The sequence below is a fragment of the Micromonospora sonchi genome (genome assembly GCF_014646235.1).
GTDB lineage: Bacteria > Actinomycetota > Actinomycetes > Mycobacteriales > Micromonosporaceae > Micromonospora > Micromonospora sonchi.
The window spans coordinates 54,020-74,477 of record NZ_BMNB01000014.1; the positions used below are offsets into that span (position 1 = coordinate 54,020).

Below are 20,458 nucleotides of genomic sequence, written 5' to 3' on the forward strand. Positions count from 1 at the left end.
TCACTCGAAGAGCGAGTGCCGCACCCCCGGCTCCTCCCGGCGGCGAGCGGCGCGGCGGCGTTGAATGACGGCCAGGTCGACGACGGCGACCACCGCGAAAACGGCGCAGACGACGCCCAGCCAGGCCAGGTCGGCACGGAAGGCCAGCACCGCGAACACGGTCATGCTGACGAGCCCGAAGCTGGCCAGCACGAGCCTCAGATTCAGGGCGCTGTACGCGTGGCCGACCGTGCCGCGGGCACGCCGGGGCTGTGATCTCGTCATCACCCCCACCTACCCCGCACCGCCGCCGCTAACCCCCGCCCTCCTCGGTTGATCATGAGGTTAGCGGCAGTTTTTGAGATCAACTTCGCCGCCAACCTCATGATCAACGGAAAGGGGCGGCTAGGGGCGTGGTGCTGGGAGGGAACCGCGCGTACAGTCACCATGCCGTCGCTCTGCGCTGTGAGGCTGGGGAATTCATGCCTGGACGTTGGACCACCGCCGCCGTCTGCCTGCTCGCGCTGGTCGCGTTGGCCTGCGAAGGCGGCGGGGAGGCCGCGCCCCGACCGACCGGGACGGCCCGGCCCGGCTCCCCCAAGGTGGTCGCCGCGCTCGGCGACTCCATCACCACTGGATTCGGCTCCTGCCTGGTGCTGACCTCATGCGAGCGCAACTCCTGGTCCACCGGGGACGGACTGCGGGTCGACAGCCACTACCGCCGGCTGCTCGACCGCAACCCGGGCTTGCGCGACAAGGCGTACAACCACGCCAAACCGGGGGCCCGGGCCGCGGCGCTGGCCGGTCAGGCGGAGGCGGCGGTACGCGATCGCGCCGACTACGTGACCGTCCTGATCGGCGCCAACGACGCCTGCCGGGGCACGATCGACGCGATGACTCCGGTCGCCGACTTCCGGGCCGAGGTCGACCGCGGACTGCGGGTGCTGCGCGAGGGCCGGCCGAAGGCCCGGGTCCTGGTGGTCAGCATTCCGAACCTGTACCGGCTCTGGGAGGTCGGCCACGACGACAAGCGCGCCGTGCGGGTCTGGCGACGGGGCATCTGCCCGTCCCTGCTGGCCGAGCCGACCTCGACCGCGGCCGCCGACCGGCAACGTCGGGCGGCGTTCCGGGCGCGCGTCAACGCCTACAACGACCAACTCTCCGCGGCCTGCCGGGCCTACGGTTCCCGCTGCCGGTACGACGGCGGCGCCGTGCATCGGGTCCGGTTCGACCTGGACCTGGTCAACCCGCTGGACTACTTCCACCCCAACACGGCCGGCCAGTCCCGCCTCGCGGACGTGACCTGGAGTTCCTCCGGGTACGCCGACTGAGGCTCATCCTCGACGGGGCGACGGCGGGTGCGGGCCACCGTAGTGGCGGTACAGGGTCCGGGACCGGTCGGCGAGGTTCTTGGTGGCCGAGGAGTTCACCCAGGTGCCGAGGACGATCGCCGCGCCGGGAATCACCTTGGCGAAGGCGCGTTTCGCCGCGCGTACGCCGGCCATCTGCGCCAGCCGGACGCCGAGCCGCAGCATCGCCCGACCGAGTGGCGCCCGCTCGCCGCCACCGAACAACGCCTCGGCGCGCTCGCGCCCGGCCGCCACGCCCAGCGCCAACCGGGCACCCGAGGCGACCTTGTGCACCTTCTGCAGGACCAGCAGATCGGCGGCCCGGTCCGGGTGGGCCGGGTCCACCCCGTACGCGGCGGCGATGTGCAGCACCATGCGGGCCTGGGTCCAGGCGAGCACTCCCACGTCGATCACCGCGCCGGGCAGCCCGGCAGCCCCGGAGACCGCACCGGAGAGTCGGGCCCGGTTGACGAACCGGCGCACCGCCTGCTCCGCCAAGGCCTCGGTCGTGGCCTTCGGCTGCTCGGCGCGGGCCTGCCGAATCCACGCCGCCGCCTCGGGCCCGAGCCGGCGGACCGCCTCGAGGGCGAGGTGCTCGGGGGCGTACTGCGGATCCTGGCGCATCCGGTCCCAGAGGGTGGCCGGCGGGGCCTCGGTCGCGTCGGCGGCCGGACCTGGCGGCGGCGAGCCCGGTGTGGGCGAGTCGGGCGGGGGCGAGTCGGGCGGGGGCGGGGCGGACGGGATCGGGGCGGACGGGAGCGGGGCGGGCGGCACCGGCTGGCCATCGGCGGGGGCGGGATCACTCATGGCCTCTCCCTTCGATCGCGCTCATCCATATGTACCCGGGCGCGGCAACGACCTACCGGGGTCAGCGCGAACCGATGCCGGCCCGGGCGGGCCGGCGAAACAGGAATGCGCCAGGATAACGGGTACGTTCTGGCGATCGGGGCGCCGCCGGCCGGCGACCCGTTACCCGCATCGAGGGAGGCCGCACCGGTGCTCGACCCACACGAGCTCTACGAACTCACCGACGATCTGCCCGACCTCGGTCAGCCGGTCCTGATCCAGGCCCTCACGGGATTCGTCGACGCCGGCAACGCCGGCCGGCTCGCCCGCGAACAGCTGCTCACCTCGCTGGAGTCGCGCCCGATCGCCCGCTTCGACCTGGACCAGCTCTTCGACTACCGCTCCCGCCGCCCGGTGATGACCTTCGTGGAGGACCACTGGGAGAGCTACGACGAGCCAGAGCTGGTGCTGCACCTGCTCCACGACGACGACGAGACCCCGTTCCTGCTGCTCACCGGACCGGAGCCGGACCTGCAGTGGGAGCGGTTCATCGCCGCCGTCGCCGGGCTCGCCGCCCGGCTGGACGTACGCCTCACCGTCGGGCTGAACTCGATCCCGATGGCGGTGCCGCACACCCGGCCGACCGGCGTGACCGCGCACGGCACCCGGCGGGAGCTGATCGTCGGCTACGAGCCGTGGCTGCAACGGGTCCAGGTGCCCGGCAGCGTAGGCCACCTGCTGGAGTTCCGCCTGGGCAAGGCCGGCCGGGACGCGCTGGGCTTCGCCGCACACGTGCCGCACTACGTGGCACAGGCCGAGTACCCGGCCGCCGCCGAGGTGCTGCTGGCGTCGGTGTCCCGCAGCACCGGCCTGCTGCTGCCCCGTGACGGGCTGCGCTCGGCCGCCGAGGCGATCCGGGTGGAGATCGACCGGCAGGTGGCGCAGAGCGACGAGGCAACCAGCCTGGTCCAGGCCCTTGAGGAGCAGTACGACTCGTTCGCCCGGGGCAGTGGTGAGAACCTGCTCGCCGCGGAGAGCGGGCCGCTGCCGACGGCGGAGGAACTCGGCGCCGAGCTGGAACGCTTCCTCGCCGAACAGACCCGCCCGAACAACGAGCAGTAAGGAAGGGGCCCCTTTTAACGCCTCGTGCATAGGAGGGGCCCCCTGTTAACACGACTTCCCGGCCGGCCCCCGCCGGGCGCGTCGGCCGGAAATGCGGCAGGCTGACACCATGCGCCTGGCCACCTGGAACGTGAACTCGGTCAAGGCCCGCCTGCCCCGGCTGCTGGACTGGCTGGCCGGCACCGGGCCGGACGTGGTCTGCCTGCAGGAGACCAAGTGCCCCGACGGCGCCTTCCCGGCCGCCGAGGTGGGCGAGCTGGGATACACCGTGGCCAGCCACAGCGACGGACGGTGGAACGGCGTCGCCATCCTGTCCCGGGTCGGCCTGGCCGACGTCGCCGTCGGGTTCCCCGACGAGCCCGGGTTCCCCGAGCCGGAGGCCCGCGCCATCGCGGCCACCTGCGGCGGGCTGCGGGTCTGGTCGGTGTACGTGCCGAACGGCCGCACTCCCGACGACCCGCACTACGCGTACAAACTGGCGTGGCTGGCGGCGCTGCGCGACGCGCTGGACGCGGAACTGACCACCGCCACGACCCTCGCGGTCTGCGGCGACTTCAACGTGGCCCCGACCGACGACGACGTCTGGGATCCCGCGCTGTTCGCGACCTCCACCCACGTCACCCCGGCCGAGCGGGCCGCCCTCGCCGCGTTGCGCGACCTCGGCCTCGTCGACGTGGTGCCCACTCCGATGAAGGGGCCGCACCCCTTCACCTACTGGGACTACCGGGCCGGGATGTTCCACCAGAACAAGGGCATGCGGATCGACCTGGTGTACGCCTCGGCCCCGTTCGCCCGCGCGGTCCGCTCCGCGTACGTGGACCGGGAGGCCCGCAAGGGCAAGGGCCCCTCCGACCATGCCCCGATCGTGGTCGACGCCGACCTGGTCCCGGCCGTCGAGTCCTTCTGACGTCGTATGGTGAAGCCATGGCAGTCGTGAAGATCAACGCGATCGACGTTCCGCCCGGTGCCGGCGAGGAGTTGGAGAAGCGGTTCGCCGCCCGGGCCCGCGCCGTGGAGAACTCCCCCGGTTTCCTCGGTTTCGAGCTGCTGCGCCCGGTGGCCGGCGAGAGCCGCTACTTCGTCTACACCCGCTGGGAGAGCGAGGACGCCTACCAGGCATGGGCCAGCGGGCCGGCCCGAGCCGCCCACGCCGCCCCGCCCGGCGCCGAGCAGCGCCCCCCGGTCGCCTCCGGCGCCGCCCTCCTCGAGTTCGAGGTGGTCCAGCAGGTCCCCTGATCACGGCCGCCTGCTCGCGGGCACCCGACCTCCACGGGCGAGGTCATCGCTGCGAACCGGCTTCACCGCTGCGGCGCTGCTCCGACGCGAAGGGTGGTGAAGGTGGCGAAGACGATCACGTTGTCCTCGTAGCCGGTCCGGCCGCCGACGAACGTGCCGCCGCAGGTGATCAGCCGCAGCTCGGCCGGGCCGTCATGGCCGTAGATGCGATCCGCGGGGAACTGGTCCTTGGCGAAGCGTTCCACCGAATCCACGGTGAAGACCACCACCGAACCGTCGTCCCGGATCACCTCGATCTTGTCGCCGGCCCGCAGCTTGCCCAGGTGGTAGAAGACCGACGGGCCGCTCTTCGTGTCCACATGCCCGACGATGATCGCGGGTCCCGGGTCACCCGGGACCGGCCCCCGGTCGTACCAGCCGGTCTCCTGGTGCCGGCTCAGCGGCGGTACGGCGATCGTCCCGTCCGGTGCCTCACCGACCGGCTTCACCCGGGCGGAGACGTCGATCGCCGGGACGGCGAGGCTGACCGGCCGGGCCGCCGCATGTGTGGCGGGCGCGGCAGCCGACGACTGTTCGTCACCGGCGGCAGCGGCGGCCCACTCCAGCGGGTCGCCGACCGTACGCCCCAGCCCGGCGCCGGTGGCGAAGACACCGGCCAGCACCAGCACCACCGCCAGCGGTGTCGACCAAGGGCTGCGGCCGGATCGCCCGAGGCGGCGAGCGCGCCCGCCGGAACGAGCCGAGCGAGCGGGGCCAGCCCCGCGCGCAGGATCGGGCGAACCCGCAGGGCCGGCGGATCCCCGCGCGGAGCCGTCGACGGGTGGCACGAAAATCTCGGGGCGAGCTACGAAGCCAGCCGGACGGCGCGCGGAGCCGCCAGAGTGCGGCACGAATCCCTTGGGGCGAGGTGCAGGGCGGGGCGGGCTGCCGGTCGATCGTGGGGTACCAGCGGAGCCGGCAGGTCGCGCGACACGGGCGGAGCCGTTTGGTCGAGGTGCACCGGCGGCGGGCATGGCCGACTCACCAACGCGCGCCGCGGCGGCGCGCCATGGCCCACACGACGATGCCGGAGACGGTCAATGCGAGCCCGCCGGGGAGCAGCAGGCCGGAGGTGAAACCGCCGGAGCCGCCGCCGAAGCCGGTCGCCGGCCCCCGGCTGGGCTTGATGGTGGGCTTGATGGTGGGCTTGACGATGCGTACCACCTGGACCACGGTCGACGCGGTCTCGCCGCCCCGGCACTCCAGCTTGACCCGATAACTGCCGGGCAGCACCCGATCCTTCACCTGGGCCGTGCCCGTCAACAATCCGCGCTGCGGGTGCACGGCGACCCGCCCGAAGGCGTCCGAGACGACGATGGCCCCCACCGAGTTGTCGTGGCAGCTCGCCTTAAGGCCAACCAGGTGTCCCGGTTCCACCATGCTCGGGCTGACCTCGATGAAGACGTTCGGGCCGGGCACCGGCTCCCGCTCGGCCAACGGGACGGCGACGGGACGGGCGAACGGCTGCGCCACGGAGACCGACTGTCGGGCGGCGAGCGACGTCGCCGGCTGCTGCCGGGCGGCTGTCTCGCCCGGCGCCGCGGCCCGCGCCGGGGTCGCCAGCAGCAGCCCGGGCAGCGCGGCGGCGGCCAGCGCGGCGGCGGTCGCGAGGGCGAGCAGCGGAGCGGCGAACGAGGCGGCCCGGAGCGCCGGACGTGTGCGGGTCACTGACACGATGCCCCCTCCCGGCGCGCCGAGGCAGTCGCCGGGCGCCGCCGGACACCCGGTCTGCCGTACGGGATGATGGTCTCACCCCTGGTCGTACATCACATCCGATCCGCCGCGAAGCTCGCGTAGGCTCGGTTCGCTGTGACCACGACCGAACCCTTTCCCGCCGTCGCCGCGCCGCACCCGGCGCGGCCGATCCGTACCTTCCACCCCCGCCGCGGCCGAATGAGCGGCCGGCAGACGGCGGCGTTGGAGCAGCTCTGGCCGGCGTACGGCCTGCGGGTCGCCGATGCCGCGCCGTTCGATCCCGTCGGCCTGTTCGGCCGCCGCGCTCCCCTGGTGCTCGAGATCGGTTCCGGCATGGGCGACACGACGGTCGAGATGGCCGCCGTCGACCCGGATCGAGACTATCTGGCGGTCGAGGTGCACACGCCGGGAATCGCGAACCTGTTGGACCTCGTCCACCGCCGTGGCCTGGGCAATGTCCGGATCGCCGAGGGCGACGCGTTGGACCTGGTCGGCCTGCTGCCGCCCGACTCGCTGGACGCGGTGCACGTCTTCTTCCCGGATCCGTGGCCGAAGTTGCGGCACCACAAGCGCCGGCTGATCCAGCCGGCGCACGTCGCCCTGCTGCGCTCCCGGCTGGCGGTCGGCGGCACGCTGCACTGCGCGACCGACTGGGCGGAGTACGCCGAGTCGATGCGGGTGACTCTCGACGGCGACCCGGGGCTGGTCAACCCGCACGGCGGCTACGCGCCCAGGCCGGCACACCGGCCGGTGACCCGGTTCGAGCGGCGGGCGCTGGCCGCCGGCCGCCCGATCGCCGACCTGCTCTACCGGAAGGTGTAAGGAGGGGGCCCCTATTAACGCCTGGTGCATTGAAAGGGGCCCTTCTTAACAAGCGGTTGGCGTCGGAGGGCATGATCCAGGCACCATGGACCGGCCATGACACTTACCGCTGCGCTGCCGAAGACCGCCGACCCCGACACCCTCTACGACGCGTTCGCCGGCTGGGCCTCCGAGCGCGGCCTCGACCTCTACCCCCACCAGGAGGAGGCGGTCATCGAGATCGTCTCCGGCGCGAACCTGATCATGAACACGCCGACCGGTTCCGGCAAGAGCCTGGTCGCGATCGCCGCGCACTTCGCCGCCCTGGCCGACAACCGGACCACCTTCTACACCGCGCCGATCAAGGCCCTGGTGTCGGAGAAGTTCTTCGCGCTCTGCGAGGTCTTCGGCGCCGAGAACGTCGGCATGCTCACCGGCGACGCGAGCGTCAACGCCGACGCCCCGGTCATCTGCTGCACCGCGGAGATCCTGGCCAACCTGGCGCTGCGCGAGGGCACCCGGGCCGACGTCGGCCAGGTGATCATGGACGAGTTCCACTTCTACGCCGAGCCCGACCGGGGTTGGGCCTGGCAGGTGCCGCTGATCGAGCTGCCCCAGGCGCAGTTCATCCTGATGTCGGCCACGCTGGGCGACACCACCCGGTTCGTCGAGGACCTGGCCCGGCGTACCGGCCGGCCGACCGCCGTCGTCCGCTCGGCCGAGCGGCCGGTCCCGCTGCTCTTCTCGTACGCGATGACGCCGCTGCACGAGACACTCGAGGAGTTGCTGGAGACCAAGCAGGCCCCGGTCTACGTCGTGCACTTCACCCAGGCGGCCGCGCTGGAGCGGGCCCAGGCGCTGATGAGCGTCAACGTCTGTACCCGCGCCGAGAAGGACCTGATCGCGGCGGCGATCGGGGGCTTCCGGTTCACCTCCGGGTTCGGCAAGACGCTGTCGAGGCTGGTCCGGCACGGCATCGGGGTGCACCACGCCGGGATGTTGCCCAAGTACCGCCGGCTGGTGGAGACCCTGGCCCAGGCCGGGCTACTCAAGGTCATCTGCGGTACCGACACCCTCGGCGTCGGCATCAACGTGCCGATCCGCACCGTGCTGTTCACCGGACTGTCCAAGTACGACGGGGTGCGCACCCGGCTGCTCAAGGCCCGCGAGTTCCACCAGATCGCCGGCCGGGCCGGGCGGGCCGGCTTCGACACCCTCGGCCGGGTCGTCGTGCAGGCGCCCGAGCACGTCATCGAGAACGAGAAGGCCCTCGCCAAGGCCGGTGACGACCCGAAGAAGCGACGCAAGGTGGTCCGGAAGAAGCCGCCGGAGGGGTCGATCGGCTGGGGCAAGCCCACCTTCGAGCGCCTCGTCGAGGCCGAACCGGAGACGTTGACCTCCAGCTTCCAGGTCAGTCACTCGATGCTGCTCAACGTCATCGGCCGTCCCGGTGACGCGTTCGCCGCCATGCGGCACCTGCTCACCGACAACCACGAGGACGCCGCCGCCCAGCGCCGGCACATCCGCCGGGCCATCGCCATCTACCGGGCGTTGCGGGCCGGTGGCGTGGTGGAGGAACTCCCCGAGCCGGACGAGACCGGCCGGCGGGTCCGGCTCACCGTCGACCTCCAGCTCGACTTCGCGCTCAACCAGCCGCTGTCGCCCCTGGCGCTGGCCACCATCGAGCTGCTGGACGCCGACTCCCCGTCGTACGCCCTGGATGTGCTGTCGGTGATCGAGTCGATCCTCGACGACCCGCGCCAGGTGCTCTCCGCGCAGCAGTTCAAGGCCCGCGGCGAGGCGGTCGCCGCGATGAAGGCCGAGGGCATCGAGTACGAGGCCCGCCTCGAACTGCTCGACGAGGTGACCTGGCCCAAGCCCCTGGCGGAGCTGCTGGAGAACGCGTACGAGATGTACCGGCAGGGCCATCCGTGGGTGGCCGACCATCAACTGTCTCCCAAGTCGGTCGTGCGGGACATGTACGAGCGGGCGATGACCTTCACCGAGTTTGTGCAGTTCTACGGGCTGTCCCGCTCGGAGGGCCTGGTCCTGCGCTACCTGGCCGACGCGTACAAGACGCTGCGGCAGACCGTGCCCGAGGAGGCCAAGACCGAGGAACTGGTCGACCTGATCGAGTGGCTCGGCGAGCTGGTCCGGCAGGTCGACTCCAGCCTGATCGACGAGTGGGAGCGGCTGCGCAACCCCACCGACCTGCCGGAGGTCGCCGCCGCCCTGGACGACCGCCCCACGGCGGTGACCCGCAACGCGCGGGCGTTCCGGGTGCTGGTCCGCAACGCCCTGTTCCGCCGGGTGGAGCTGGCCGCGCTGCGGCACTGGGACGCCCTCGGCGAGCTGGACTCCGACGCCGGCTGGAACGCCGACGCGTGGGCCGACGCGCTGGAACCGTACTTCGAGTCGTACGACGCCATCGGGACCGGGCCGGACGCCCGGGGCCCGGCGCTGCTGATGATCGAGCAGGGCCGGGAGCGGTGGACGGTGCGGCAGATCCTCGACGACCCCGAGGGTGACCACGACTGGGGCATCAGCGCCGAGGTGGACCTGGCCGCCTCCGACGAGGCCGGCGCCGCGGTCGTCCGGGTCACCGGCGTCGGCCAGCTCTGACGCCGGGGAAAAATCCCTTCTTCAGGGGCCATCCGGAGTGTCCGGGTGGCCCCTTATCTTCCCTGGGCGATGTCAGGGTCGTCGATTAGAATGTATGTACTAATCAGGTTCCTGACCTGGGAGGATGCTCGTGACCGCACCCACTTCCGCCCCTCTCACGCCCTATGCCACCCTCCTCGGTTTCACCCGGTACGTCGGCCGCACCGGCCCGACCAAGGCCAACTTCGTCGGCGGCCTGCGCCGTCAGCGGGCCAGCCGGTCCGGCTTCAACCCGCACGGCCAGTTCGTCAAGGCGCTGAAGGCCGACATCGCCTTCCACACGGGTGGCGCACACCTGTCCCAGGTCGTCGACGTGGTCAAGCCCCGCTGGCGGCCGCTCTACCAGGCCCTGGTGCCCGGCGCCACGGCCTGGCTGCACTCGCTCGGCGAGCCGACCGGCGTCGACCTGGCGCAGACCCGCGACGCCCTGGCCATGCTCGGCGACCTGCCTGTCAAGATCAACCCACACTTCGGGGTCCGGTACGCCGATGGCCGAGCCGAGGCGGTTCGCCTGCACTTCGACGAGGCGCCGCCGAGCGAGGAGGCGGCCCTGGCCACCCTGCACCTGATGGCCCGCCACATGGACGCGGTCCTGCCGCACGCCGAGCCGGTCCTGGTCGACGTCCGCCGGGGGGCCACCCACCGGATGCCCGACGGGGTGAAGCCCGGCGAGATCGAGCGTTGGCTGGCCGGCGAGGCCGCCGCCTTCCGCACCATCTGGTCCGCCGCCGCCTGACCACCATCCCACCCACCAAAAACTTTCAGAATCAAAGGTTGAACCCTCAATCATTTCTGGGTACGGTTGGTCGCGGCGGCAGCCCGACCGATTTCGGGCGAATTAATCAGGATTGAGGAGAAACCCATGACCCTGCCAGTTTCCATCCGTGACGTCGGCGTACTGCTCGCCCGGATCGGTGTCGGCATCGTGTTCTTCGCCCACGGCTGGCAGAAGCTGGTCACCAACGGAGTCGACGGGACGGCCGCCTTCTTCGGCCAGGTCGGCGTACCCATGCCCACCGCCTCGGCCTGGTTCGCCACTGGCGTCGAACTACTCGGCGGCGCGGCACTCATCCTCGGCGTGGCCGTGCCGGTCGTCGGGGCCCTGCTCACCCTGCAGATGATCGGCGCGTTCGCCTTCGTCCACGCCGGCAACGGCCTCTTCGTCGACCAGGGCGGCTACGAGCTCGTCCTCACGCTCGGCGCAGCCAGCCTCCTGCTGGTGGCGGTCGGGGCCGGGCGCTTCAGCCTGGACCACCTCCTGTCCGACCGCCGGCGCAGCGGCGCCCCGGACTCCGCCGAGCTGGCGGCCGCCGGCCGCGCCTGACCCGTTCACCGAGTCGGCACGGGCGGTCCGCCCTCCGGAGTGGACCGCCCGGCCGGTGCAGGCCGACCCAAGAGCGTGACCAGCGAACCAACCGGCGAGCAGAACCGCATTTCGGTCATACGGTGCGAGCATGCGATTCGACCAGCACACCATCGTGCTCCTGCTCCGGCCGGCAGGCGCTCCCGAGTTGCCGCAGGACGCGGCCGATCTACTGGAGAACGCGCACCTGGCCCATCAGGCCGGGCTCGTTGAGCAGGGGGCGGTGCTCGCGGCCGGGCCCTTCGTCGACCACGACGACGAGCAGATCCGGGGCGTGGCCGTGCTCTCGGTCGACCCGGCGATGGCTCGCGAGCTGTTTCACGACGACCCCGCCGTCCGAGCGGGCCAGTTGGTCGCGCACGTGTTCTCGTGGATGGTGCCAGAGGGCAACGTCCGCTTCGAGAACGTGCCGGTTCCCCGCTCGATGCTGGAGGTCGCCGCCGGCGACTGAAGCCGGCCCGGCCTCAGGGCTCGAGCAACCCGGTGACTGGTACGACCCGCGGGTCGTCGACCGGCCCGACGATCACCCGCAGCTCCGGAAAAAGCTCGGCCAGCAGTCGACGGCACGGTCCGCAGGGGGTGACCAGGCTGCGGCCACGATCCCCGACCGTCACGATGGTCTCCAGGTCGTGCACGCCCTGGGTCGCGGCGGTGCCGACCGCGATCACCTCGGCGCAGGCGCCGCCGCTGTCATGCACCACGTTCACGCCGGAGACGACCCGTCCCTCGGCGGTCCGGGCCGCCGTGGCGAGGGTGTGGGCGGCGCTGCGGCACCGCAACTTGGCCACCGCGCTGGCGGCCTGCACCAGCGCCCGGTCGGTGTCCCGCATGGTCGTCCCCCCGTGCTCGCTCCCGGTCGGTGAGCAACGATAGACCGCCGCTCGCCGCACCAGTGCACCAAGACCGGCGGGGGTAACCCAGAGGCGGGCCGGCAGCGGGCTGCCTATCCTTGGCGACGACATGCAGAATCCACCCACCTCCGCCGCGCCCGACACCGCCCGCGACCTGCACCGCCGCCTGCGGAGCCTGATGTACCGCGACCAGCGCCGGTTGCGGCGGCGGCTCGACGGGCTGCGCGGGCTACACGACCCGCAGCGGCGCGAGGCCGCGCTGACCGAAATCGCCACCGAGGTGGCCGCGGCGGAGGATCGGCTGGAGCGCCGCCGGGCTGCGCTGCCGGCGATCACCTATCCGCCCGCACTGCCGGTGAGCGAGCGCAAGGACGACATCGCGGCCGCGATCCGCGACCACCAGGTGGTGATCGTGGCCGGCGAGACCGGGTCCGGCAAGACCACCCAGCTGCCGAAGATCTGCCTGGAGCTGGGACGCGGGATCACCGGGCTGATCGGGCACACCCAGCCCCGCCGGCTGGCCGCCCGTACGGTCGCCGACCGGATCGCCGAGGAGCTGGGCACCGAGCTGGGCGACGTGGTCGGCTACAAGGTGCGCTTCACCGACCAGGTCAGCGACCAGAGCCTGGTCAAGCTGATGACCGACGGCATCCTGCTGGCCGAGTTGCAGACCGACCGGATGCTGCGCCAGTACGACACGTTGATCATCGACGAGGCACACGAGCGCAGCCTGAACATCGACTTCATTCTCGGTTACCTCAGGCAGCTGCTTCCCCGCCGGCCCGACCTCAAGGTGATCATCACCTCGGCGACCATCGAGACCGACCGGTTCGCGAAGCACTTCGCCGGTCCGCCGACCGCCGAGCATCCCGAGGGCGTACCGGCGCCGGTGGTCGAGGTGTCCGGACGGACCTACCCGGTCGAGGTGCGCTACCGACCGCTGATCGCCGTCGTCGAGGCCGACGAGGAGGAGGCCGCGGACGAGGAGAACGTCCGCGACCAGGTCCAGGCCATCGGCGACGCCGTCGAGGAGTTGGCCGCCGAAGGGCCCGGCGACATCCTGGTCTTCCTCAGCGGCGAGCGGGAGATCCGGGACACCGCCGACGCACTCGGCAAGCTGGTGGACAATCGCCCCGCGCTGCGAAACACCGAGATCCTGCCGCTGTACGCCCGGCTGAGCGTCGCCGAACAGCACCGGGTCTTCGCCCCGCACTCCGGTCGCCGGGTGGTGTTGGCCACCAACGTCGCGGAGACCTCGCTGACCGTGCCCGGCATCAAGTACGTGGTGGACCCCGGCACGGCCAGGATCTCCCGCTACTCCCAGCGGCTGAAGGTGCAGCGGCTGCCCATCGAGCCGGTCTCGCAGGCCAGTGCCAACCAGCGCAAGGGTCGCTGTGGGCGTACGTCGGACGGCGTCTGCATCCGGCTCTACGACGAGCAGGACTTCGAATCCCGCCCCGGGTTCACCGATCCGGAGATCCTGCGTACCAACCTGGCCTCGGTCATCCTCCAGATGACCGCCATCGGTCTCGGCGACATCGCCGCCTTCCCGTTCATCGACCCGCCGGACCGTCGCAACATCACCGACGGCGTCAACCTGCTGCACGAGCTGGGCGCGCTCGACCCCACCGAGAACGAGCCGACGAAACGGCTCACTCCGCTCGGTCGGCGGCTGGCCCAACTCCCGGTCGACCCCCGGCTGGCCCGGATGGTCCTGGAAGGCGAGCGTAACGGCTGCGCCACCGAGGTGATGGTGATCGCCGCCGCGCTGTCGATCCAGGATCCGCGGGAACGACCGGCGGACAAGCAGGCCCAGGCCGACCAGGCGCACGCCCGCTTCGCCGACAAGGAGTCGGACTTCGTCGCGTACCTCAACCTCTGGCGGTACCTGCGCGAACGGCAGCGGGAGCTGTCCTCCGGCGCGTTCCGGCGGATGTGCAAGGCCGAGTACCTCAACTACCTGCGGGTCCGCGAGTGGCAGGACATCGTCAGCCAGCTGCGCCAGGTGCTGCGTACCACGAACGCGGACCTGCCCGAGGAGATCGACACCCCCCGGGTGCACCAGTCGCTGCTGCCCGGCCTGCTCTCCCACATCGGCCTCAAGGACGCCCAGAAGCACGAGTACCTCGGCGCCCGGGGGGCGAAGTTCGGGATCTTCCCCGGTTCGGCGCTGTTCAAGAAGCCGCCGCGCTGGGTGATGGCCGCCGAACTGGTGGAGACCGCCCGGCTCTGGGGCCGGGTGAACGGGCGGATCGAGCCGGAGTGGGTCGAGCCGCTCGCCCAGCACCTGGTCAAGCGCAGCTACAGCGAGCCGCACTGGGAGAAGAAGCCGGCGGCGGTGATGGCGTACGAGAAGGTCACCCTGTACGGCGTGCCGCTGGTCACCGCCCGCAAGGTGAACTTCGGCCAAATCGACCCGGCGCTGAGCCGGGAACTGTTCATCCGGCACGCCCTGGTCGAGGGCGACTGGTCCACCCATCACCAGTTCTGGCGGGACAACCAGCGGCTGCTGGCCGAGGTGGCGGAGCTGGAGAACCGGGCCCGGCGACGGGACATCCTGGTCGACGACGAGACGATCTTCCAGTTCTACGACGAGCGGATCCCCGCCGAGGTGGTCTCCGGACGGCACTTCGACACCTGGTGGAAGAAGACCCGCCGGGAGCGGCCCGAGCTGCTCACCTTCACCCGGGAGCTGCTGGTCAACTCCGGCCGCGGCGGGGTCGACGAGACCGACTACCCGGATCAGTGGCGAGCCGACGGGGTCGCGCTCCCGGTGACGTACACGTTCGAGCCGGGCACCCCGGCCGACGGGGTGACGGTGGACATCCCGCTGCCGCTGCTCAACCAGGTGCCGGCGGAGAGCTTCGACTGGCAGGTACCCGGGCTGCGCGAGGAACTCGTCGTCGCGTTGATCCGGTCGCTGCCGAAGCCGGTGCGGCGCAACTTCGTGCCGGTGCCGGACTACGCCCGCGCCGCCCTGGCCGAGATCACAGCCGGCGAGGAGCCGCTGCTGGACGCGCTGACCCGGCAGCTGCGCCGGATGACCGGGGTGACCGTGCCGCGGGACGCCTGGGATCCGGGCAAGCTGCCGCCGCATCTGCGGGTCACCTTCCGGGTGCTCGGTGCGGACGACAAACCGGTCGCCGAGGGCAAGGACCTGCCGACCCTGCAACGCCAGCTCAAGGCCGAGGTACGCCAGGTGGTGGCCGCCGCCGCGCCGGACGTGGCCCGCACCGGCCTGACGACGTGGGACCTCGGCACCCTGCCGCGCGCCATCGAGCAGGTCCGCGCCGGGTACGCGGTGACCGCGTACCCGGCCCTGACGGACGAGGGCGCCACGGTCGGGGTGCAGGTCTTCGACTCGGCGGACGAACAGCAGGCCGCGCACTGGGCGGGCACCCGGCGACTGCTGCGGCTGACCGTGCCGTCGCCGGCGAAGTTCCTCCAGGGCCGGCTGAGCAACGAGGCGAAGTTGGCGCTGTCGCGCAACCCGCACGGCGGGGTGCAGGCGCTCATCGAGGACACGGCCGGCGCGGCGATCGACAAGCTGATCGCCGACGCGGGCGGCCCGGCCTGGGACGCCGAGGGCTTCGCCGCGCTGCGCGACAAGGTCCGCGCCGGCCTGGTGGACACCGTGGTGGAGGTGATGGACCGGGTCCGGGCGGTGCTCGCCGCCGCGTACGCGGTGCAGCAGCGGCTCGGCGCGACGAGGAACCTGGCCGTGGTGGCCGCGCTGGCCGACATCCGCAACCAGCTCACCGGGCTGGTGCACGCCGGGTTCATCACCGAGACCGGCTACGCCCGCCTGCCCGACCTGCTGCGCTACCTGACCGCGATCGAACGGCGGCTGGACCGGCTGCCCGGCAACCCGCCCCGGGACAAGTCTCAGCAGGACCGCATCGCGGTGGTCCAGCGGGAGTACGACGAGATGCTCGCCGCGCTGCCCGCGTCGCGACGGAACTCCGCCGCCGTACGGCAGATCCGCTGGATGATCGAGGAGCTGCGGGTGAACGTCTTCGCCCAGGGGCTGGGTACCCCGTACCCGGTCTCCGAGCAGCGCATCTACCGGGCCATGGACGACGCCGAGGCCACCTGACCCGGAAGTGCGGGATCGCGGGAGGGGGCGCGTCAGCTCAGGGGCTCCACGCCGGGCGGAAGGACGTCGGTGGCGGTGGCGGTGTCCACGTAGTCGAGCAGGATGCGCCGTAGTTCGCGGCCGGCGTGGGTGGGCACCACGTCGCGGCGGCGGGCCACCGCGATGGTCCGCCGTACGCCGGGCGGGGCGAGCCGGGTGACCCGGATACCGGGCCGGCGGGCCACCACGATGCCGGGGACCAGGGCGACGCCCAGCCCGGCCTCGACGAAGCTGAGCACGGCGTCCATCTCGCCACCGTCGACCGACAGGCGCGGCTCGAAGCCGGCCTCCCGACACGCCTGGAGCGTGGCGTCGCGCAGGTCGTAACCCTCGCGGAACATCACCAGCGGCTGGTCACGCAGGTCGGTGATCCGCAGCTCGCCGCTGGGCGAGGTGGTCGGCAGCGGGTCGACCGAGGCGACGACCAGGCTCTCGGCCAGGATCGGGTCGGCGCGCAGCCCCGGGTCGGCGCCCTGCGCCGGCATGATGATCAGCGCCAGGTCCAGGCCCCCCCGGAGCAGGTCACGGACCAGGTCCTGGGAACCACCCTCCTCCACCCGCAGATCGACGCTGGGGTGGGCGTCCCGGAACCGGCGCAGCACCGGCGGTGCGAGCGAGGTGGCCAGGCTGGGGGTGGCACCGAGGCGGACCCGACCGCGCCGCAGACCGACCAGTTCCTGCACCTCACGGGTCGCGGTCTCGACGTCGGCGAGGATCCGCTTGGCCAGCGGCAGCAGCACCTCCCCGGCGGCGGTGAGCGTGATGTTGCCCCTTACCCGCTCGAACAGCGGGGCGCCGAGGGTGCCCTCCAGCGCGTGAATTTGCTTACTCAAGGAGGGCTGAGTTATCCCGACCATGTCGGCCGCCTGGGTGAAATGTCGTACTTCGGCCACCGCGACGAAGTACCTCAGCTGATGGAGTTGCATCTACATAGCCTATGGCTATCAAGACTGCGGTGTCGATGCATTGGACGACTGATCGAAGTGCTCCTAGCGTCGGTCACGTGGTAGTCACAACGAGAACGCGGTCGCCCATCCGATCCAACGTCGGCCTCAAGGCCGTCATGGCGGTGACGGGCATCCTCCTGGTGCTGTTCCTCATCGCACACATGCTCGGCAACCTGAAGATCTTCACGGGCGCCGTGTCGTTCAACCACTACGCCGAGTGGCTGCGCGAGATCGGCGCCCCGCTGCTGCCCAGCGCCGGGTTCCTGTGGCTCCAGCGGGTCGGGCTGTTGGTGGCCGTACTCCTGCACATCTGGGCCGCCACGGTGCTCGCGCTGCGCGCCCGCGCCGCCCGCCCGGTGCGCTACGCCCACCGCAAGAAGGTCCAGGGCAGCTACGCGGCCCGCACCATGCGCTGGGGCGGCGTGATCATCCTGCTCTTCGTGATCTACCACATCCTGGACCTGACCACCGGCACGCTGAACCCGGTCGGCGACCCGGCCCGGCCGTACGCCAACGTCGTCGCCGACTTCGCCCCGGGACGCTGGTACGTCACCCTCTTCTACACCCTGGCGATCGTCGCCCTCGGCTTCCACCTGCGGCACGGCGTGTTCAGCGCGCTGCGCAGCCTCGGCCAGCAGACCCCGCGCGGCGAGCAGCGCGCCCGCGCGGTGGCGCTGGTCTTCGCCGTCGCGCTCTGCGTCGGCTACCTCGTGGTCCCGTTCGCCGTACTCACCCGATTGGTGTCCTGACCATGGATCTCTACCTCGAGGGCGACCCGATCGCCGACACCCGAGCTCCCGACGGCCCGATCGAGACCCGCTGGGACCGTCGCCGTTTCGAGGCCAAGCTGGTCAACCCGGCCAACCGCCGCAAGATGACGGTGATCGTGGTCGGCACCGGCCTGGCCGGCGGTTCCGCCGCGGCCACCCTCGCCGAGCAGGGCTACCAGGTCAGGTCGTACTGCTACCAGGACAGCCCGCGCCGGGCCCACTCGATCGCCGCGCAGGGCGGCATCAACGCCGCGAAGAACTACCGCAACGACGGCGACTCGGTGCACCGGCTCTTCTACGACACCGTCAAGGGCGGCGACTTCCGCTCCCGCGAGTCGAACGTGCACCGGCTGGCCGAGGTGTCGGCCAACATCATCGACCAGTGCGTCGCCCAGGGCGTGCCGTTCGCCCGCGAGTACGGCGGCCTGCTCGACACCCGTTCCTTCGGCGGCGCCCAGGTGCAGCGCACCTTCTACGCCCGCGGCCAGACGGGCCAGCAGTTGCTGCTCGGCGCGTACCAGGCGCTGGAGCGGCAGATCGGCCTGGGCAACGTGGAGATGAACGCCCGGCACGAGATGCTGGAGCTGATCGTCGTCGACGGCAAGGCCCGGGGCATCGTGGTCCGGGACATGGTCACCGGCGAGATCACATCTGAGTTCGCCGACGCCGTGGTGCTCGCCTCCGGCGGCTACGGCAACGTCTTCTACCTCTCCACCAACGCCAAGGGCTGCAACGTCACCGCCACCTGGCGGGCGCACCGCAAGGGCGCGTACTTCGCCAACCCCTGCTACACGCAGATCCACCCGACCTGCATCCCGGTCTCCGGCGACCACCAGTCGAAGCTGACCCTGATGAGCGAGTCGCTGCGCAACGACGGCCGGGTGTGGGTGCCGAAGGCCAAGGGCGACGACCGCAGCCCGCGGGACATCCCCGAGGACGAGCGGGACTACTACCTGGAACGGATCTACCCCTCCTTCGGCAACCTGGTGCCCCGGGACATCGCCTCCCGGGCCGCGAAGAACGTCTGCGACGAGGGTCGTGGGGTGGGCCCGACCAAGCTCGGCGTCTACCTCGACTTCGCCGACGCCATCGACCGGCTGGGCCGCAAGGCCATCGAGGCCAAGTACGGCAACCTGTTCGAGATGTACGAGCGGATCACCGGCGAGGACCCGTACGAGGTCCCGATGCGGATCTATCCTGCCGTGCACTACACGATGGGCGGCCTCTGGGTCGACTACGACCTCCAGTCGACCATCCCCGGCCTGTTCGTGATCGGCGAGGCGAACTTCTCCGACCACGGCGCGAACCGGCTCGGCGCCTCGGCGCTGATGCAGGGCCTGGCCGACGGGTACTTCGTGCTGCCCAACACGATTGCCAACTACCTGGCCGACGGCCCGTTCGACACGGTCGACGGCAGCCACCCCGCGGCGGTCGAGGCGCGCCGCGACGTCGAGGACCGCATCCAGCGGCTGCTCGCCGTCAACGGCGACCGGACGGTGGACTCGTTCCACCGGGAGCTGGGCCAGATCATGTGGGAGCACTGCGGCATGGAGCGCTCCGAAGCCGGGCTGCGCAAGGCGATCGACGAGATCCGCGACCTGCGTGACCAGTTCTGGCAGCGGGTGCGGGTACCGGGCGACGGCGAGGGGCTCAACCAGTCGCTGGAGAAGGCCGGCCGGGTGGCCGACTTCTTCGAGCTGGCCGAGCTGATGTGCATCGACGCCCTGCACCGGGCGGAGTCCTGCGGCGGCCACTTCCGGGCCGAGCACCAGACCGCCGAGGGCGAGGCCGAGCGCGACGACGAGCACTTCGCGTACGTCGCCGCGTGGGAGTTCACCGCGACCGGGCAGCCCTCGGTGCTGCACAAGGAAGACCTCAACTTCGAATACGTCCACCCCACGCAGCGGAGCTACAAGTGAACCTGACCCTGCGCATCTGGCGCCAGTCCGGCCCACAGGACAAGGGTCGGATGGTGACCTACCAGGTCGACGACGTCTCGCCCGACATGTCGTTCCTGGAGATGCTCGACGTACTCAACGAGCGGCTCATCCTCGACGGCGAGCAGCCGGTCGCCTTCGACCACGACTGCCGCGAGGGCATCTGCGGCATGTGCGGGCTGATGATCAACGGCAACGCGCACGGGCCGCAGCGCGGCACCACCGCCTGCCAGCTGCACATGCGGCAGTTCTCCGATGGCGACACGATCGACATCGAGCCGTGGCGGGCCCGGGCCTTCCCGGTCATCAAGGACCTGGTGGTCGACCGGAACGCCTTCGACGAGATCATCGCCGCCGGCGGGTACATCACCGCGCCGACCGGCAGCGCGCCCGAGGCACACTCCGTACCGGTGGCCAAGGCCAACGCGGACGCCGCGTTCGAGTCGGCTGCCTGCATCGGCTGCGGCGCCTGCGTGGCGGCCTGCCCGAACGGCTCCGGCATGCTCTTCACCGCCGCCAAGGTCACCCAGCTGTCCCTGCTGCCGCAGGGCCAACCGGAGCGCTACACCCGGGTGATCGGCATGGTCGACGCGCACGACGAGGCGGGCTTCGGCGGCTGCACCAACGCCGGTGAGTGCACCGTGGTCTGCCCGAAGGGCATCCCGCTGAGCACCATCGGCCGGCTCAACCGCGACTACCTGGCCGCCACCGCCAAGCGGGGCGACACTCCCGGCACCTGACCCCGCGGCACGACGTGCGCCCTTGATCGTTGACGCTTGCGCGGTCG

At 71.5% G+C, this 20,458-nt stretch carries 19 protein-coding genes; 13 read left to right on the forward strand and 6 right to left on the reverse strand.

The window, feature by feature from the left end:
* Positions 1-264, reverse strand: a complete 264-nt coding sequence (locus IEY61_RS16515) for a DUF6343 family protein (RefSeq protein WP_189045225.1) — start codon at positions 262-264, stop codon at positions 1-3.
* A gap of 197 nt (positions 265-461) precedes the next feature.
* Between IEY61_RS16515 and IEY61_RS16520 the strand changes: the two genes are divergently transcribed.
* Entirely contained in the window at positions 462-1,310 is an 849-nt protein-coding gene (locus tag IEY61_RS16520) for a GDSL-type esterase/lipase family protein (protein WP_189045227.1), read from the forward strand.
* Positions 1,311-1,313: 3 nt separating this feature from the next.
* Here the strand turns inward: IEY61_RS16520 and IEY61_RS16525 are convergent, their stop codons facing one another.
* Positions 1,314-2,135, reverse strand: a complete 822-nt coding sequence (locus IEY61_RS16525; protein ID WP_189045229.1) for an EcsC family protein — start codon at positions 2,133-2,135, stop codon at positions 1,314-1,316.
* 189 nt (positions 2,136-2,324) lie between these two features.
* Here IEY61_RS16525 and IEY61_RS16530 point away from each other — a divergent pair, with 189 nt between their 5' ends.
* The 3 genes from IEY61_RS16530 (at position 2,325) to IEY61_RS16540 (ending at position 4,472) form a co-directional block, all read left to right on the forward strand.
* Entirely contained in the window at positions 2,325-3,236 is a 912-nt protein-coding gene (locus IEY61_RS16530) for a proteasome assembly chaperone family protein (RefSeq protein WP_189045232.1), read from the forward strand.
* A gap of 109 nt (positions 3,237-3,345) precedes the next feature.
* Positions 3,346-4,143, forward strand: a complete 798-nt coding sequence (locus tag IEY61_RS16535; RefSeq protein WP_189045234.1) for an exodeoxyribonuclease III — start codon at positions 3,346-3,348, stop codon at positions 4,141-4,143.
* Positions 4,144-4,160: 17 nt separating this feature from the next.
* Positions 4,161-4,472: an antibiotic biosynthesis monooxygenase family protein gene (locus IEY61_RS16540; protein ID WP_189045236.1), complete on the forward strand. Its 312-nt coding sequence runs from the start codon at positions 4,161-4,163 to the stop codon at positions 4,470-4,472.
* A gap of 62 nt (positions 4,473-4,534) precedes the next feature.
* Here IEY61_RS16540 and IEY61_RS16545 read toward each other — a convergent pair whose 3' ends face one another.
* A complete protein-coding gene (locus tag IEY61_RS16545) occupies positions 4,535-5,149 on the reverse strand; it encodes a class F sortase (RefSeq protein ID WP_373293166.1) in 615 nt (204 codons plus the stop codon).
* A 343-nt stretch (positions 5,150-5,492) separates the two neighbouring features.
* Positions 5,493-6,179, reverse strand: a complete 687-nt coding sequence (locus tag IEY61_RS16550) for a hypothetical protein (protein ID WP_373293165.1) — start codon at positions 6,177-6,179, stop codon at positions 5,493-5,495.
* A 225-nt stretch (positions 6,180-6,404) separates the two neighbouring features.
* On the opposite strand from IEY61_RS16550, the gene trmB reads away from it, so the two are divergent.
* The 5 genes from trmB to IEY61_RS16575 all read left to right on the forward strand — a co-directional run bounded on the left by trmB (position 6,405) and on the right by IEY61_RS16575 (position 11,482).
* On the forward strand, positions 6,405-7,028 hold the full coding sequence (gene trmB / locus IEY61_RS16555) for a tRNA (guanosine(46)-N7)-methyltransferase TrmB (protein ID WP_229705978.1): 624 nt from the start codon (positions 6,405-6,407) through the stop codon (positions 7,026-7,028).
* Positions 7,029-7,124: 96 nt separating this feature from the next.
* Positions 7,125-9,629 (forward strand): DEAD/DEAH box helicase, encoded by a 2,505-nt coding sequence (locus IEY61_RS16560; RefSeq protein WP_189045242.1) that lies wholly within the window; start codon positions 7,125-7,127, stop codon positions 9,627-9,629.
* A 130-nt stretch (positions 9,630-9,759) separates the two neighbouring features.
* On the forward strand, positions 9,760-10,404 hold the full coding sequence (locus IEY61_RS16565; RefSeq protein WP_189045244.1) for a hypothetical protein: 645 nt from the start codon (positions 9,760-9,762) through the stop codon (positions 10,402-10,404).
* A 126-nt stretch (positions 10,405-10,530) separates the two neighbouring features.
* The gene (locus tag IEY61_RS16570; RefSeq protein WP_189045246.1) at positions 10,531-10,992 is read left to right on the forward strand and encodes a DoxX family protein; all 462 of its coding nucleotides are present in this window, start codon (positions 10,531-10,533) and stop codon (positions 10,990-10,992) included.
* A 130-nt stretch (positions 10,993-11,122) separates the two neighbouring features.
* Positions 11,123-11,482 (forward strand): YciI family protein, encoded by a 360-nt coding sequence (locus IEY61_RS16575; RefSeq protein ID WP_189045248.1) that lies wholly within the window; start codon positions 11,123-11,125, stop codon positions 11,480-11,482.
* Positions 11,483-11,495: 13 nt separating this feature from the next.
* On the opposite strand, the gene IEY61_RS16580 is transcribed toward IEY61_RS16575, so the two are convergent.
* Entirely contained in the window at positions 11,496-11,861 is a 366-nt protein-coding gene (locus tag IEY61_RS16580; RefSeq protein ID WP_189045250.1) for a cytidine/deoxycytidylate deaminase family protein, read from the reverse strand.
* Positions 11,862-11,991: 130 nt separating this feature from the next.
* On the opposite strand from IEY61_RS16580, the gene hrpA reads away from it, so the two are divergent.
* Positions 11,992-15,978 carry an ATP-dependent RNA helicase HrpA gene (gene hrpA, locus IEY61_RS16585; RefSeq protein WP_189045252.1) on the forward strand — a complete coding sequence of 1,329 codons (3,987 nt, stop codon included), beginning with the start codon at positions 11,992-11,994 and terminating at the stop codon, positions 15,976-15,978.
* A gap of 32 nt (positions 15,979-16,010) precedes the next feature.
* Here hrpA and IEY61_RS16590 read toward each other — a convergent pair whose 3' ends face one another.
* Entirely contained in the window at positions 16,011-16,943 is a 933-nt protein-coding gene (locus tag IEY61_RS16590; protein ID WP_189045254.1) for a LysR family transcriptional regulator, read from the reverse strand.
* 77 nt (positions 16,944-17,020) lie between these two features.
* Here IEY61_RS16590 and IEY61_RS16595 point away from each other — a divergent pair, with 77 nt between their 5' ends.
* From IEY61_RS16595 to IEY61_RS16605, 3 genes are read left to right on the forward strand one after another with little or no spacing between them, the layout of a single operon-like run.
* Positions 17,021-17,713, forward strand: coding sequence for a succinate dehydrogenase cytochrome b subunit (locus IEY61_RS16595; protein ID WP_268240654.1), 693 nt, complete (start codon positions 17,021-17,023; stop codon positions 17,711-17,713).
* Positions 17,714-17,715: 2 nt separating this feature from the next.
* The gene (locus tag IEY61_RS16600; protein ID WP_189045256.1) at positions 17,716-19,653 is read left to right on the forward strand and encodes a fumarate reductase/succinate dehydrogenase flavoprotein subunit; all 1,938 of its coding nucleotides are present in this window, start codon (positions 17,716-17,718) and stop codon (positions 19,651-19,653) included.
* Complete coding sequence (locus IEY61_RS16605) at positions 19,650-20,411, forward strand: succinate dehydrogenase/fumarate reductase iron-sulfur subunit (protein ID WP_189045258.1); 762 nt, start codon at positions 19,650-19,652, stop codon at positions 20,409-20,411. The genes IEY61_RS16600 and IEY61_RS16605 overlap by 4 nt, the downstream gene beginning before the upstream one ends.
* Positions 20,412-20,458: the final 47 nt, after the last annotated feature.